General features: G+C 39.2%; 16 protein-coding genes. 5 read left to right on the top strand and 11 right to left on the bottom strand.

The features are described from left to right. Window positions 1-47: 47 nt before the first annotated feature. The 3 genes from recJ to xerD all read right to left on the bottom strand — a co-directional run bounded on the left by recJ (window position 48) and on the right by xerD (window position 3,569). Window positions 48-1,769, bottom strand: coding sequence for a single-stranded-DNA-specific exonuclease RecJ (gene recJ, locus H4J63_RS06015; RefSeq protein WP_182195254.1), 1,722 nt, complete (start codon window positions 1,767-1,769; stop codon window positions 48-50). An 81-nt stretch (window positions 1,770-1,850) separates the two neighbouring features. Further along, window positions 1,851-2,579 carry a bifunctional protein-disulfide isomerase/oxidoreductase DsbC gene (gene dsbC, locus H4J63_RS06010; protein ID WP_182195252.1) on the bottom strand — a complete coding sequence of 243 codons (729 nt, stop codon included), beginning with the start codon at window positions 2,577-2,579 and terminating at the stop codon, window positions 1,851-1,853. Between the two features lie 63 nt (window positions 2,580-2,642). Beyond that, the gene (gene xerD / locus H4J63_RS06005) at window positions 2,643-3,569 is read right to left on the bottom strand and encodes a site-specific tyrosine recombinase XerD (RefSeq protein ID WP_002961416.1); all 927 of its coding nucleotides are present in this window, start codon (window positions 3,567-3,569) and stop codon (window positions 2,643-2,645) included. A 94-nt stretch (window positions 3,570-3,663) separates the two neighbouring features. On the opposite strand from xerD, the gene fldB reads away from it, so the two are divergent. Beyond that, window positions 3,664-4,185 carry a flavodoxin FldB gene (gene fldB, locus H4J63_RS06000; RefSeq protein WP_182195295.1) on the top strand — a complete coding sequence of 174 codons (522 nt, stop codon included), beginning with the start codon at window positions 3,664-3,666 and terminating at the stop codon, window positions 4,183-4,185. Window positions 4,186-4,269: 84 nt separating this feature from the next. On the opposite strand, the gene H4J63_RS05995 is transcribed toward fldB, so the two are convergent. Then, window positions 4,270-4,737: a YHS domain-containing (seleno)protein gene (locus H4J63_RS05995; protein ID WP_182195249.1), complete on the bottom strand. Its 468-nt coding sequence runs from the start codon at window positions 4,735-4,737 to the stop codon at window positions 4,270-4,272. 86 nt (window positions 4,738-4,823) lie between these two features. Beyond that, entirely contained in the window at window positions 4,824-5,747 is a 924-nt protein-coding gene (locus H4J63_RS05990; protein WP_182195246.1) for a DMT family transporter, read from the bottom strand. Window positions 5,748-5,936: 189 nt separating this feature from the next. Here H4J63_RS05990 and H4J63_RS05985 point away from each other — a divergent pair, with 189 nt between their 5' ends. Next, a complete protein-coding gene (locus tag H4J63_RS05985) occupies window positions 5,937-6,851 on the top strand; it encodes a LysR substrate-binding domain-containing protein (protein WP_182195243.1) in 915 nt (304 codons plus the stop codon). Between the two features lie 2 nt (window positions 6,852-6,853). Here H4J63_RS05985 and H4J63_RS05980 read toward each other — a convergent pair whose 3' ends face one another. Together H4J63_RS05980 and H4J63_RS05975 are read right to left on the bottom strand one after the other, a co-directional pair. Further along, a complete protein-coding gene (locus H4J63_RS05980; protein ID WP_182195240.1) occupies window positions 6,854-7,300 on the bottom strand; it encodes a DUF2147 domain-containing protein in 447 nt (148 codons plus the stop codon). Window positions 7,301-7,420: 120 nt separating this feature from the next. After that, entirely contained in the window at window positions 7,421-8,119 is a 699-nt protein-coding gene (locus H4J63_RS05975) for a tRNA1(Val) (adenine(37)-N6)-methyltransferase (RefSeq protein WP_182195237.1), read from the bottom strand. A 75-nt stretch (window positions 8,120-8,194) separates the two neighbouring features. On the opposite strand from H4J63_RS05975, the gene srmB reads away from it, so the two are divergent. Together srmB and H4J63_RS05965 are read left to right on the top strand one after the other, a co-directional pair. After that, the gene (gene srmB / locus H4J63_RS05970) at window positions 8,195-9,421 is read left to right on the top strand and encodes an ATP-dependent RNA helicase SrmB (protein WP_007376476.1); all 1,227 of its coding nucleotides are present in this window, start codon (window positions 8,195-8,197) and stop codon (window positions 9,419-9,421) included. Between the two features lie 271 nt (window positions 9,422-9,692). Beyond that, complete coding sequence (locus H4J63_RS05965) at window positions 9,693-10,013, top strand: BON domain-containing protein (RefSeq protein ID WP_010553266.1); 321 nt, start codon at window positions 9,693-9,695, stop codon at window positions 10,011-10,013. A 216-nt stretch (window positions 10,014-10,229) separates the two neighbouring features. Here H4J63_RS05965 and H4J63_RS20520 read toward each other — a convergent pair whose 3' ends face one another. The 4 genes from H4J63_RS20520 to yaaA form a co-directional block, all read right to left on the bottom strand. Then, on the bottom strand, window positions 10,230-11,279 hold the full coding sequence (locus tag H4J63_RS20520) for a methyl-accepting chemotaxis protein (RefSeq protein WP_310734711.1): 1,050 nt from the start codon (window positions 11,277-11,279) through the stop codon (window positions 10,230-10,232). 42 nt (window positions 11,280-11,321) lie between these two features. Beyond that, complete coding sequence (locus H4J63_RS20255) at window positions 11,322-11,960, bottom strand: hypothetical protein (RefSeq protein ID WP_259365581.1); 639 nt, start codon at window positions 11,958-11,960, stop codon at window positions 11,322-11,324. A 596-nt stretch (window positions 11,961-12,556) separates the two neighbouring features. Further along, window positions 12,557-13,513, bottom strand: a complete 957-nt coding sequence (locus H4J63_RS05955) for a mechanosensitive ion channel family protein (RefSeq protein ID WP_182195234.1) — start codon at window positions 13,511-13,513, stop codon at window positions 12,557-12,559. 121 nt (window positions 13,514-13,634) lie between these two features. Next, window positions 13,635-14,414 carry a peroxide stress protein YaaA gene (gene yaaA, locus H4J63_RS05950; RefSeq protein ID WP_182195231.1) on the bottom strand — a complete coding sequence of 260 codons (780 nt, stop codon included), beginning with the start codon at window positions 14,412-14,414 and terminating at the stop codon, window positions 13,635-13,637. Window positions 14,415-14,639: 225 nt separating this feature from the next. Between yaaA and tal the strand changes: the two genes are divergently transcribed. Further along, entirely contained in the window at window positions 14,640-15,590 is a 951-nt protein-coding gene (gene tal, locus H4J63_RS05945; RefSeq protein ID WP_007376481.1) for a transaldolase, read from the top strand. Window positions 15,591-15,676: the final 86 nt, after the last annotated feature.

Here is a 15,676-nt window from a genome sequence, read left to right as displayed (position 1 = left end):
AAAACCGCGCGCTTTATTAGCATTTTATGCATGATATTACATATTTTTTAGTGTACTTTTTCAAGCTCTCTAACTATTAATTGCAGCGTAAATTTACCTCTAAACTCATTTATATCGAGCTGATACGCTACTTTCACAAACTTGGCCTCTGTATCTGGCCACTCTTTTACATCAATACCAAAAGCAATGGCGTCAACTAATCGACCAGATTGGTGCTTTAACACGAGCTTTAAATGCTTTTCGCCTACTATGCGCTGCTGTATTACTTCAAAGGTATGCTCAAACACCGGCTCAGGAAATTGCTGACCCCACGGGCCCGACTGCTTTAATAGCTGGGCAAAATCCATTGTAAAGCAGTCGTTTGGCAGCTCGCCGTCGGTAAACACAATGCAGCGCTTACTTTCTTCACTTAGTTGCGCGCTAACTGCGGCATCAAACGCTTTTTTAAAGTCGTTAAAATGCTGCTCGTTAATACTTAAACCAGCGGCCATTGCGTGGCCACCAAATTTATTAATTAAATGCGGGTCGGCGGTATTAAGTCCTTCGAGTAAATCGCGCATGTGTAGCCCTTCAATAGAGCGGCACGAGCCTTTTATTTCACCATTTTCGCCACCAGCAAATATAACAGTTGGGCGGTGATATTTTTCTTTTAAGCGACCAGCCAAAATACCAATAACACCTTGATGCCAATCGTCTTGAAACAAACAAATAGCATCAGGGATGTTATCGTCGCTAAATGCGAGCCTATCAAGCACGGCTTGCGCCTCAAATTGCATGCCTTGTTCTATTTCGCGCCTTGCAAAGTTTAAGCTATCGAGTTCGCCCGCTATACTACGCGCTTGGTTTATATCGGTGCTAAGCAAGCACGCTATACCCAAACTCATGTCGTCCAATCGCCCTGCTGCATTCAAACGCGGCGCAAGCGAAAAACCAAAATCACTGGCACTTAAACGAGCAGCATTACGATTTGCCACTTCAATAAGCGCGGTAATACCAGGGCGTGTTTTACCACTGCGAATACGTGCTAAACCTTGATGCACTAACGTACGGTTGTTCGCATCAAGTGCGACCACGTCAGCAACCGTACCAAGCGCTACAATGTCGAGTAAGTTAGCTAAATTAGGCGGCGGTTGCTGCTCAAAATAACCTAAGTCTCGCATTACGCTTCTCAGTGCTATTAATAAGTAAAAAGCAACGCCAACGCCAGCAATGGATTTAGACGGAAAATCACATTCATGCCTGTTTGGGTTTACTATTGCATCGGCATTTGGCAGCTGCTCACCTTGTAAGTGGTGATCTGTTACCAGCACTTTTATGCCAACCGCTTTTAAAATATCAATACCGGCAATACACGATATGCCGTTATCTACGGTGATCACTAAATCAGGTTTTATTTGTACTATTTGCTCTGCAAGCGCGGGACTTAAACCATAACCTAAGCTAAACCTGTCAGGAATTAAGTAATCTAAATGCTTAAAGCCAAACATCTCAAGGCCTTGCATTAAAGTTGCAGTACTTGTTGCGCCATCGGCATCAAAGTCGCCAACTATTAATATTTGGCTTTGCGCTTTTAATGCTTCAATTAATAAGTCGCTGGCTTTGTCGATGTCTTTAAACAATTTAAAGTCGTGGAGCGTAGCTACGCTGTTATTTAGCTCTTCGGCATTGAATACATTGCGGTTAGCATAAATTTGTTTAATTACAGGGTGTAAATTACTCGGCAGATGCGAGTCGTCAACGTTTTCACGCGCAATGATTAGTTTTTTCATGCAGGGTTTTAACTTATTGAGTCGTATTAAAAAGACAAAAAAAGGCCATTAAGGCCTTTTTAATAATAACTAAGCGTTTAATTACGACGCTTTGTTAGCTTCTAATGCTGCTTTTAATGCTGCTGCTGGCTGGTAACCAGGGATCATCGTACCATCTTCTAAAATAATAGCGGGTGTGCCGCTAATACCAAAGCTTTGACCTAATTGGTAATGCTCTGCAACCGGTGCGCTACAGCCTGCAACTACTTTAGTGCTTGTACCCGACTTAGCTTCTGTTAGTGCTTCTTGCTGATCGCGTGCACACCATACGTTCATTAAATCGGCGTAGCCTGAACCTTGTAAGCCACCACGTGGAAACGCAAGGTACTTAACGGTAATACCCGCATCAAGTAAATCGTCTAACTCGCGATGTAATTTACGACAGTAACCACAGCTAATGTCGGTAAATACGGTAATACTGTGTTTTTCGTTTGGTGCTTTGTACACAATCATCGAATCTTCGTATTCTTTAATGCCCTCAACACGCACGCCGTTTAATGCTTGCTCTGTTAAGTTGTTACGATTATTTAAATCGATTAACGTACCTTGCATTAAAAATTGACCATCTGGACTTGCGTAAAGTACGCCCTTATTAGTGATCAACTCTTTTAAGCCCGCTACTGGGCTTGGGTTAATTTGCTTTACAGTTACACCAAGCTCGGCAAATTTAGTAATAATAGGATCATTAGTATCTGGTGTTACAGCAACGCCATTTGCAAATGCACTAATACTTGTGCACAACATGGCACCTGCTAACATTAATTTTTTCATAACTTCTCTCTATCCTAAAAACACTTAATATATTGACCGGCTTAATAATATTTACTTTCAAACTTACGCTCGCGGATGATGCTCTGCGTGTACCGACTTTAACCGTTCATTGGCAACATGGGTATAAATTTGCGTCGTTGATAAATCGCTATGGCCCAACATCATTTGTACCACACGTAAATCTGCCCCATGATTTAATAAGTGCGTAGCAAAAGCATGGCGCATGGTATGGGGCGATAATGGAGACTCAACTGATGCCAAAATAGCATAGTGTTTAATTCTATGCCAAAAGGTTTGTCGCGTCATGCCTACTCCGCGCTTAGATGGGAACACAAAATCGGTGGCGTGTTTTATCATTTGTGCACGCCCACCCTTTAAAAATTGCTCCAGCCAATACATGGCTTCTTCACCCAATGGCACTAAGCGCTCTTTGTTACCCTTGCCTTTTACAAACACAACCGCTTGGCGCAAATTAATTTGTTCCATACGAAGCCCAACAAGCTCACTTACACGCAACCCCGTTGCATAAAGTAGCTCTAGCATGGCCTTATCGCGCAGTCCCATCGCTTCTTCGGTGTTAGGCGCATTTAATAATGCCTCAACTTCAGCTTCTGAGAGTGTTTTAGGTAACGACTGTCCGGCTTTTGGTTGAGCTATGTTTAGCATGGGCGAATCACTAATTATTTTTTCGCGCACAAAATACTGATAAAAACGCTTTAGCGCACTAATGCTACGTGCTGTACTGCGTGGTTTTAAACCTAAATCAACTCGATGCGCTAAATAGCTTTCTATGTCGAGCCCCGTTACCGTCATTAAATTTTCGCCCTTTAAAAATAGGCAAAACTTATCTAAATCACTGCGATAAGCGCTTAATGTATTTTCGCTTACGCCTTGTTCTAAGTACAGGCTATCTAAAAAGGTTTCTAGGTAGTCGCTATTACTGCTCATACTGCTGTTATTTTCAAAAGAATCGTCAGATAGCGTTGTCACATTATGCTCTCATGCTTTGCTAAGGTATCAATTAAAAATACCTTACGGTAAACTTGAGCCTATCATATCAGGCAATTACACAGTGATAAATACGATGCAAATTGGTTTATTTTTTGGTTCTACTACGTGCTACACCGAAATGGCAGCAGAAAAGATTCGCGACATTATTGGTGCCGATATAGTTACCCTGCACAATATTAAAGACGAGCCACTAAAAAATGCAGAGCAGTACGACTTTATCATCTTTGGTATTTCAACATGGGATTTTGGTGAAATACAAGAAGACTGGGAGTCAAAGTGGGACGACATAGCCGACGTAAACCTAAAAGGTAAAACCATTGCTTTATTTGGCATGGGCGATCAACAAGGTTACGGGCAGTGGTTTCAAGATGCGCTAGGCATGCTACACGACGAAATAAATACGCAAACATTTACTCAACTTGGTTTTTGGCCAAACGACAGTAGCTACGAGTTTGAAGCTTCAAAAGCATTGACGCCTGATGGTAAACAGTTTGTAGGACTCGCGCTCGACGAAGACAGCCAATACGAGCTAAGCGACGACCGCATTGCAACATGGGTTGAACAGGTAATGACTGAATACGGCGAAACGCTTTAATTCACTTATAAATACCGAAAAATAAAATAAAAAAGCGCGTAACTATAAAATTAGTTACGCGCTTTTTTATTAATATAAATCAATTTATTGAAACGTCATCACATTGGTTGTTTGTGGGTAGTACCCATCAGCCATAACAATGTACGGTAGTAAATTACTTAACCATTTTTGCTGCACGCTTTCGCTATAATTTAAGTAAAGCTTATCTTCGTGAATATAAAATGCTTCAGGGTCTATCCCTACGGCATTACCCTCATCAGCCATTGCATAAGCGCACCAGCCACCGTATTGCGGTGCATAACGCTTTGGGTTTTCTGCAAATGCCGTTTTATTTTCTTCACTCGAAAAATGCCAGTCAGCACCTAAATAACTAAACGTATATTTGTCGCTGCCTTTAACGGCTTTATTTTGCGTAAAATATGCAACGCTGTCGTACCCTTTAATAGCCGTGTTATTAAACCAACCCGTATTTACAGCATCATCCTTTGCGCTTGCTCCACCGCTTATTAACAGTGTGCTCAGCATTATTAAAGCAACTATGTACTTAATCATCTTTTTTCCTTTATTATTTATTCAATGTGACGTTATCAGTTGTAAATACTAAGAAAGGCATAAGCTAAATATGATTTCATACGTAGCTAAATTTTTAAATATTTATGCGTATAAATATTAGATTTCCATCTAGGCGCAAAAGTATTAATAGTGCATGCTAATACAATTAGCGCGGAGCCTATTACTTGCGACAAGCTTAATGTTGTATCGTAAAATATAAGCTGAAATAACAACGCAAATAATAAGTTAGTATATATAAGTGGCGCTAACTGTGAGTTAGAACTAACTAACCTATACGCTTTACCTCTAAAAAACTGCGTCGCAGCGGTCGAAAAACCAATTAATGCAATCATAAGTAATAATCCATGATCACTCATATCAATTGCAAAGCCTTGGTAAAAGCTTGCCTCACCAGTAGTAAACATTAATACCGGTACCATAAATAAAGAAGCCAAGGCAAAGCTCCAGCCGTTTATTACCATCATAGGGAGATTAATTTTACTTGCTCTAAATAAGGTAATTTGCGAACACGCATTAAAAATACCCGCGCCTAAACCAATTAATAAGCTCCAGCGCCACTGAATGCCATCACTATGTATATTTTGAATAATAACGCCCGCAAACATAAGCGCCATTGTAGGTAGCAATAGCCAATTTAGTTTTGTTTTAAAAAGCACGCGCTCTATTAGTGGAATAAATAACGGCCCAGTGCTAAATAAAATCACCGCCTCCACCAGCGTTAAGGTATTTAGCGCCACTAAAAAGCAGTTTTGGCACAGTACAATAAAAATTGCGCGGGTAGCAAAGGTTTGCCATGCCGACTTATTAGGTAGTTGCCATTTTATGCCCGCCGCCAGTGCCAACATAATAATGGCGGGTAAAAATACCCGTAAAAAAACCACTTCACTGGTACTAAAGTAGCCTGTTAGTAGCTTGGCAATAAAGCTGTTTAACGCCAGAGTAAACGTAGAAAGCAACATAAACACACTAGCACGAGAATTTAACGACACCGCGGTTATCCTTTAAATAAAAAATTAATAAAAACTGATTTAAAAGCTTAATTTTTTTAATCTATTTATTATTTTTAAAAAATTGGCATGTGCTTTTATAGCGCTAATCTTACGTATACTTTTTAAATATAAAAGCGAATAATACTAAACTAACCTGTAAGTAAAACTTAATAGTAATATGTGGTGACTATGATTAAATCGGCGCCTTTAAAATCACTCTATACGTTTATAGCCGTTGCTGAGTCGGGCAGTATGGTATTAGCTGCAGAGCAACTAAGTATTAGCCACTCTGCGATTAGCCAATCGATAAAAGCCCTAGAGTCGCAGCTTAATACATCACTTTTTAATCGTATTGGTCGGCGTGTTGAACTAAACCCTGTAGGTGAACGCTATTACAAACGCATAGCCCCAGCCATGGCCGAAATTTTAACAGCCAGCCAAGAAGCCAGTAACGCAAATAATGAACACACGCACTTAACACTTAATATGGTTAACTCGTTGGCGCTACATTGGTGGATCCCCCGCGTGGCGGATTTTCAGCTTATGGCTCCAAATAGTGATATTCGTATTTCTAATTTAGTCGGTGAGTTTGATTTAGAGCGAGAAGGGATTGATGCCGCAATTATTCATGGCCAGCCCGATAAGTGGCAAAAATACCACTGTGAAAAATTAGCTGACGATCAATTAATTTTAGTGTGTAACCCGCAGCTTTTAGCTGGGTTAAATGAGGATGAGTTAACCCCTCAAAGTTTACTAGAGCGCTTTAAAGCAATATACGTTACTAACCCGCGTAGGCAAAACGATTGGCAAACGTGGTGTGAGGCCAATAATTTAGCGCAGCCTAAACAGCATAATAATTTAACGTTTAATATTTCGGTGCAGGCAACGCAAGCAGCTATGCGCCAGCTAGGTATTTTAGTGACTCACAAACAATTTGTACGTGACGATATTAAGCACGGTATGCTCACTCAAATAGGTCAAAGCATAGTGAATCCCCATCAGCAGTTTTATTTTGCAACTAGCCACGCCATGCTTAATCACCCACAGGTAAGTGCATTAAGAGAGTGGCTAAAACGTGAGTTTTTAAAAACCGCCAGCGAGTAACGTTACTCTACGCGCTCCCAATATTGGTTACGATAAAAAAAGCCAATATAACCGCGAACTTCTAACGTTTTACCGTCGTTTTGTGGCGTTAGTTGCACGGTGTAGGTTTTGCCATTGGTTGGGTCGAGTATTGCGCCATCTCCCCATACGCCATCATCTTCTGGTTTTACGTCAGTGATAATAGTCATACCTAAAATAGGCTGATCTTTTAATGCGCCATCGCACTCTTTACAAATGCCACCTTGCTTAGCGGGGTCTAAAATAGAGTCTACCTTGCCGCTTAGTAAATTGTTGTTTTGTGTAATACGTACGTACGATTTAGCTTCGTTTGTATCCTCATCAATGGTTTTCCAAAGCCCTACAGGGCTCATGTTTGCAAGCGCGCCTTGGCTTACAAAAATTGTGGTTGCTAACGTGCTAAGTAATGCTAATTTATTTAACTTTTTCATTGTGTTGCCTTTTAAATTAAGTGGCTAATGGCTAAATCATATCAGGTGATTTATAAACACACTATTAAAGCGCATCTCAAATTAGGAATAACTCAATAGAGCTCACTGAACTTTATTGCTTCACATTTTCAAATAAAATGCTTTGCACAGGGCTATATAATCAGCAGTGTAGGTATTATCTAAGTTTCTAATACACAGGATTGATGATTCTATATCGCTTTTTACGTAGCTAAATGTCATTAAACTGCGGCTAATATCTTTGTTGGGCGTGGCCTTTACTTGGCAGTGAGTATTTAAATAAAGCCCATTTTGAATAGCAAGCTCAATAAATAATGCGCCTTCAACGCTTGGGAGTATTAAGCTAAAGCGAGCGCGGCTATGGCTTAAGCGTTTAAACGCATTAATTAACTCTTCAAAACTTAGGCCGTCTGTATGGCGTGCGGCATTACGCGCAGCATTATCGCCTTTTAAACTGTGATTAAAATACGGTGGATTAGAGATAACCACGTCAAATTTAACTTCACTACTAAAGCGTTGAATAGTTTGGTGCGTAATACTTATAGTTGGCCACGGACTATTAGCTACATTTTTTAATGCTTGGGTATAGGCGCTTTCGTCAATTTCTACCGCAGTTATATCAAGCTCATTACTGCGCTGCTTACACATTAGTGCTAGTAAGCCGGTGCCGGTGCCTATATCAAGTAATGACTTTGCGCCGCTTAAATTAGCCCATGCACCAAGCAAAATGCCATCGGTAGAAACTTTCATTGCACAGTGGTCGTGTTCAACTTTAAATTGTTTAAATACAAAACCAGACATTTTTTCACCTTTTCATTCACCAAGCGCAGCATAGCGCGTATAATCAGGGTAATTGTCCCTTATTTTAGACACTCTATGCAATTTTCTGAATTTGATCTTGATAACAAGCTACTCGATGCCATTAATAAAATGGGCTACGAGACGCCAACCAGCATTCAACAACAAGCTATTCCTGAAGCACTACAGGGGCGCGACATTTTAGCATCTGCGCCTACTGGTACAGGTAAAACAGCGGCATTTTTAATTCCGGCTATTCAGTACTTACTGGATTTCCCACGTCGTGACCCTGGTTTTGCGCGCGTACTCGTTATGACCCCAACTCGTGAGTTGGCTTATCAAATTCATGAACAATGTGAACTGCTAGCTAAGCGCACACACCTAAAAATTGGTGTAGTAACAGGCGGTATTAACTACGGCACGCATAAAGAAATTTTTGAAAAAAATAACGATATTTTAATCGCCACACCAGGTCGATTAATGGAATACCTAGAAACCGAAAACTTTCATGCTGAACACGTAGAAATGCTTATTATCGATGAAGCAGATCGCATGTTAGATATGGGTTTCAAAAAAGAAATGAGCCGTATTTGTGACGAAGCTAAAAATCGTCGCCAATGTTTTTTATTCTCAGCAACACTTGAAGGTGACAGCGTAGAAAGGTTTGCTGAAAAAACATTAAACGACCCAGCTCTATTAGAAGCCGAATCGTCACGTAAAGAAAAGGCTAAAATTCACCAATGGGTACATTTAGCCGACGATTATCATCACAAACTTGAATTATTAGTTAATACGCTAAAAAATCCTGACGTAACTAAAGCGATTGTGTTTGTTAAAACTCGCGAACGCTTAGAAACATTGATTGGCGAACTTACAACTAATGATGTAAAAGCAGCGTGGTTACGCGGCGAAATGCCACAAGACAAACGTATGAAAGCCATGGAAAACTTCCACAGTGGCAAAACAAGCATATTAGTTGCTACCGACGTAGCTGCACGTGGTATTGACGTATCTGACATCAGCCACGTTATTAACTTTGATATGCCGCGTACTGCCGACGTATATGTACACCGTATTGGTCGTACTGGCCGTGCTGGTAAAAAAGGGATAGCAATATCGCTAGTTGAAGCACACGATATTGGTATTTTATATAAAGTAGAGCGCTACGTTGAACAAAAATTAAAACGCCGTGTAATTAGAGGTGTCGAGCCACAGCATAAAGAAGCGAAGCCACCAGCTAAAAAGCGTAAAGATCCAGTAAAAATGAAAGCCAAGAAAAAGGCTAAGGTTAAAAAGAAAAAGTAACCTAAAACATTTTTATACTAAGCCGGCTTTTGTCGGCTTTTTAATGCAAGCTTTATAGCTCTGTCACTTGTACCTGTTACATATGTAACCCAAGCATGTAACTCATACTCATTTAAATGTAATTTTTGCCCACCTGAATTTCCACTTAATAAAATCCCCTTATATTTCATGGCGTTAATATTGGCACCGAAATTGTAACTACAATAATAACCTAGCCGATGGAATTTCCATTTTGTGGCTGCACTATTCACCGTAATGTAAGGATTAAGTTATGAACCGCTTCAAGTTAACTATCGCTTTAGTATCATTTTGTTGTTTATTTTTATTAGCTTGCGCTACAAAGGTAAGTGCAGCAACCAACATGGCCGTAGTAAGCAGTGTAGCCACTCAACCTAACTTACAACAAGCTATCACCAACACCCTACGAACTAATCCTAACCTAGCGTTAAGTGATATTCGTGTGCAGGTAAAAAATGGTGAAGTAGATTTATATGGTGAAGCACAAACTGGTTTTCAGCGCGCACTAGCTCAAAAGTTTTTAGAAAATATGGATGGCGTAAAAATCATTCGTAACAAAATTAGCGTTATTTAACATGTTAGAATAAAACATAATTATGTTGGAAGTTTGTAATTTACGAGCTCATCGGTTGCAGAGTGTCTCACCAACTCTAATATTTACTTATGCGCGTGCACTATTTGGCACGCGCTTATTTACGTCTTTTATGGTACGTCCCTGTAACATCCTACCGTAGTTATATCTGTATGATTAGCGTCATTAAATCAAAGATTTCTAAATTAATAGAGTAAGTTAAAGACTAAACTTTTGGGCCTCATCATTTAAACCGTTTGCCATCCTAGACAATTCGCTACTTGATTGTGCAATATCCCTAACTGCCTGCTCGGTCTCTGATATACCCATATTTATGACACCTATATTTCGTGATATTTCATCGATGGTGGTTGCCTGCTGTTCAGAGGCGGTTGCAATTTGAACAACCATATCAAATATTTCATCTACTGCTTTGCCTACATTACTATTGATTAAGTTTGCTTTCTTAGCTATTTCCTGAACTTGAGTTGTTTGTCCTACATTGTCTGTCATTGCTTGAACAGCTGCGTTACTGGCACTAACAACAGCTTCAATGATCACTTCAACCTCCATTGTAGACTCTTGCGTAGACTTAGCTAAGCTTCGTACTTCATCAGCAACAACAGCAAAACCACGCCCTTGTTCACCAGCTCTAGCTGCTTCAATTGCTGCGTTCAAAGCAAGTAAATTAGTCTGATCAGCTATCTTTTTAATAACGCCTAATACATTCACTATTTTTTCTGAATTATGCTTCAACTCCGTCACTTCATGTGCTGATTTTTTTGTAGCTTCTCCAAGAGAAACAAGTGCGTTGTAAGTACTATCATTATTTTCAGAGCCTTCTCGAGCCATTCTTTGAATATTTTCACATAATAATGATGCACTAGCAGTTGTACTCGCTATCTCTTTTACTGTTTCAGTCATTTCGGTAGTGGCGGCTGCAACTTGTATAGTTTGTGCTTGCTGCTCGGTAACTGCTAAGCTAGTTTGCTCAGTAACTGAGGCAAGCTCTGTTGCTGTACTGCCTTGCTGAACTGCAACGTTAGATAATTCACCAATCATTTTTCTGAGATTTTCTAACATGGTATGCAATGCAACTTGTAGCATGCCTACCTCATCGTGTGAATTAACTTCGATATTACTGCTAAGATCTCCTGCCGCCACTTTTTTAGCAAAAGTGGAAGCTACAATTATTGGAGTCGCTATTTTTCGAGAAAAGAAAACACCAATAAATACAACAACAATTGCAGCTACTATTATAGAAATCACACTAAAAAGCACAGTCTGATGGACTGGTGCAAATGCTTCTGATTAGTCAATTTCACTTAATATAATCCAGCTAAAATCTCCAATCTTTATACTATCGAAGGCAGAAAGTACGTTATTTCCATTATAATCTTTTATTATTTTAGTACCATGTTGAGCATTTAAAGCTAAATTTACAGCCTCTGTATCAGCACCATTATTTGTTACAGTTCCTGCAAAACTTGCTTTGAGTGAATGTCCTTCTGGGTCAAGATATGAATCAGAACGCATTAGCTTATCTTCTCCAACTAGGTAACTCTCACCAGTTTCTCCCATCCCTTCGCGAACACCCATTATTTGATTAGTCCCTTTGCTCGAAAGCTGTAAAGCAACTATTGTATCGCTACCATCAACAGGTATAGCAATAAACGCAGCGGGTTCTCCATTACTTGGTGCATACGGTTTGTAATCAGCAATACTAAAACTTTTAGATTGTTTAACCTCTTTAATTAAATCTCCTAAATTTGAACTCGCATATTTCCCTTTTAATATGTTTGTTTGATAATCAGATTCTCTAGCTTGAGTGTAATAAATAAGCCCATTGTTATTAATTAAAAACACATCGTAATAGTCATACTTCTGTATATATTCTGTAAAAAAGCGATCATAGTTGTCTTCCTCAAGCTGCGGAACAATTAAAGCCAAAAGCTCAATATCTGCCCTTTTTTGATTAAAATAATTTTCGATCTGAGTTTTTTTTATTTGATTAATCGCCTCAAGCGACTGAGATATATTGTATTCGACGCGTGATTTTGATTGTAATGTAGAGATTGTAGTAATTATGAGGGCGGGTATTATCCCTACGAGTAGGAAAATTAATGTTAGCTTAGTTTTTAAACTCCAATGACTCGTTTGAAAAGCTGAACTTTCTTGCTTGGCATTTGTATTTACTAAATAAAGAGCAGTTAAGTTAAATCTAGCCTACCAAAAGCTAAAAATGAATTTATTTATTCAAAAAACCCGAATTTACAGGGGGAAACAAACAAAACAGGAACATAAACCACTAAAATGCATTTATTATCCAAACACCTCGTTGTTTATGTATTTATAATGGTTACAAGTTTATTTATTGCGCTATTATGGGAAAATGATAATTTATACTTATATGAAGGGACTTAACTTTAAAATTAGAAATATCCTTTATTTTATAAAATGTCTAAAAAGCGCGTTTTACTCTGTAAAAACGCGCTGTTGGTAAGTAACTATTTCCCAATGCTTTTGCCTAATGAGCTTTAACTAAATTACTCACTTTGGTTAGAGTCAGTCCCCTCACCACTGTCTTTATTTGATGACTGCTGGCTTATTTTGTCGCTTATCATAGCATCGAGTTTTTCGCCGCCTTTAATACCAAAATCTAAAGTACGAATTGGGAATGGAATACTAATATCAGCTTCATCAAGTGCCTGCTTAACGGCAACAACACCTTTATGGCGTACTGTCATAAAGTCTGGCTCACCTGGGTATTTAATCCAAAACCATACCAGTAAGTTAATGCTGCTGTCACCAAAACCTTCGGCGTATACTGCGGTTTCATCTTTGCGTATTACAAAGTCAAATTCGTTAATTTTATCGACTATAACGTCTTTTGCTTTTTCTATGTCGTCGCCGTACGAAATACCTACGGGTACTTCTATGCGTCTAACACCTAGCGTGGTGTAATTTTTTAGTACGTTTCTAAATAATACTTTGTTTGGAACCAGTATTAACTGCCCATAAAAGCTCTCTATTAGCGTGTTACGTAGGTTTATAGAATGTATTGAACCAAACACATCATCGGTTTCTATTACGTCACCTGTTTTAAATGGCTTACGTACACCCATTGCTATACCTGCAATTAGGTTTTCGGTCATGTCTTGAAACGCAAAACCAATGGCTAAACCCACAATACCTGCACCAGCAAGTAGCGAGGTAACAGTGCCTTTTAGCCCAACAAAATCGAGCGCTATAAATAAACCTATACACAACACAATAACTTTAAAAATTGACGCCATTAAGTCGGCAATTTGTGTTGAGTCGAGTGAGCGGCGTAATATGTTTTTCATCAGCTTGCCAGCAAAGCGCGCCAATATTGAAAACACAATTGCGATCAGTATCGCAACTATAAAATTAGGGATATGGCTTATTACAACATCAAACCACCCTCCGAGCTTTTCTTCTATTAGTTTTTCTGCTTCGCCAACTGACGGAATACTGATCATTTTATTTGCACCTATTTAATTAGTGTTCTCATTAATATTAGATGAGATTGCAAATATAACGCCAACATCAAAAAAGCCATGCAATGCATGGCTTTTAAATTTTTTATTTAAGCTTATAAACCTAACTTTGTTCGTCGCGCATAAATACCGGCTCAAGCTCTTTAACTGTTGCCTCTGGGCTAAAGTAATAACCTGCTACCGTAAACTCTTTAAGTTGGCTTAACTGCGTTACTTTATTTTCGATAATGTAGCGCGCCATCATGCCGCGTGCTTTTTTAGCGTAAAAGCTAATTACTTTGTATTGACCGTTTTTACAGTCTTTAAAGTGTGGGGTAATAATTTGTGCATTAAGCACTTTTTTATCTACCGCTTTAAAATATTCGTTTGAAGCAAGGTTAACTAAATATTGTGCATCTTGCGCTTTTAATACCTCGTTTAGTTCGTTCGCTATTACGCTGTCCCAAAACTCGTATAAGTTTTTGCCTCGCGAGTTTTCAAGCTTGGTGCCCATTTCAAGACGGTAAGCTTGCATTAAATCAAGTGGTTTTAATAAGCCGTATAAACCCGAAAGGATACGTAAGTGGTTTTGTGCGTAATCAAGCTCGCTAGCTTTAAGCGTACTTGCATCTAAACCGCCATATACATCGCCATTAAAGGCAAGTGCGGCTTGTTTAGCATTACTTTGTGTAAACGGCTGTGCCCACTCACTAAAGCGTGCTGCGTTAAGCCCAGATAGCTTGTCGCTAATTTTCATTAAACTGCCAATTTGCGCTGGTGTTAGTTCACGGCATACTTTCATGAGCTCTTCGCTGTGCTCTAGTAATTCAGGCTGAGTAAACTTGTCTGTTGCGGGTGGCGTTTCGTAATCAAGATTTTTTGCAGGTGAAATAACAGTGATCATAGTTAGCTATTGACTTGTAATTTATTTAGTGTCAATTTCAACATTAAATGAAACGAAAAGCACGTTTTGTTTAAATAAATCCTCTCTTAATAACCCATGCATTGCCGTTTTTTTATTGATCAGGACATAAGACCTATCAAGCATTGTCACACTGTTGCAGTATGGATTGTATATATTAAGAGTGATTAGATTTTTCTTTTAACTTGCTTGGAATGAGGAAAGCAAATGACTTCAGCTCTACAAAGGCTAAAACAACATTCATCTATTGTGGCCGATACTGGTGATATTGAAGCTATTAAAAAGCATCAACCAGAAGATGCAACTACAAACCCATCGCTTTTATTAAAAGCGAGCGAGATTGAAGCATATAAGCCTTACCTAGATAAAGCTTGGAGCTACGCAAAAGAAACCGAGCAAGAGCCTGCTAAACAACTTGAACTAGCATGTGATTACTTTGCCGTATTACTTGGTAAAGAAATTAGCGCTATTGTACCTGGTTATATTTCTACTGAAGTAGATGCACGCCTTTCGTTTAATACGCAAGCTACAATTGATAAAGCACATACCCTACTTAGCCTTTACGAAAAAGAAGGTGTAAGCAAAGACAAAATATTAATTAAAGTAGCGTCTACGTGGGAAGGTATTAAAGCCGCTGAGCAGCTAGAAAAAGAAGGCACTAAATGTAACCTTACTTTATTATTTAGCGATGCCCAAGCCCGTGCTTGTGCCGATGCAAACGTATTTCTAATTTCGCCATTTGTTGGTCGTATTTTAGATTGGCACGTTGCTAACGGTATGGAAAAACCAACCGATCCGCTACAAGATCCAGGTGTTCAGTCTGTACGCAGCATTTTTGAATTTTACAAACGCCATGACTACAAAACAGTTGTGATGGGTGCAAGTTTCCGTAATACAGGCGAAATTATTGCACTTACAGGTTGTGACAAGCTAACTATTAGCCCTAATCTTTTAGAAGATTTAGGCAACCTTGAAGGCGCACAAGAATATTTGCTTGAAAGCGATGTTCCACAAGAGCCAAAGCCAGAGCCACTTACAGAAGCGCAGTTCCGTTGGTTACATAACCAAGATGCTATGGCTACTGAAAAACTAGCTGAAGGTATTCGCTCTTTTGCTGATGCACAAGAACAACTAGAGGCGCGCTTTAAAGCAATGTAATTTGCTATAATCGTGTTTTAAAAACGTCGCAATAGCGGCGTTTTTTTATGCCTAAAATACGCTACCCCTCTATATAATCTTCATAT

The sequence above is a fragment of the Pseudoalteromonas sp. 5Ae-yellow genome (assembly GCF_014077565.1).
Taxonomy (GTDB): Bacteria; Pseudomonadota; Gammaproteobacteria; order Enterobacterales; family Alteromonadaceae; genus Pseudoalteromonas.
Note: the sequence above shows the minus strand (reverse complement) of the source record. Positions and strands in the feature narration are given on the sequence as shown.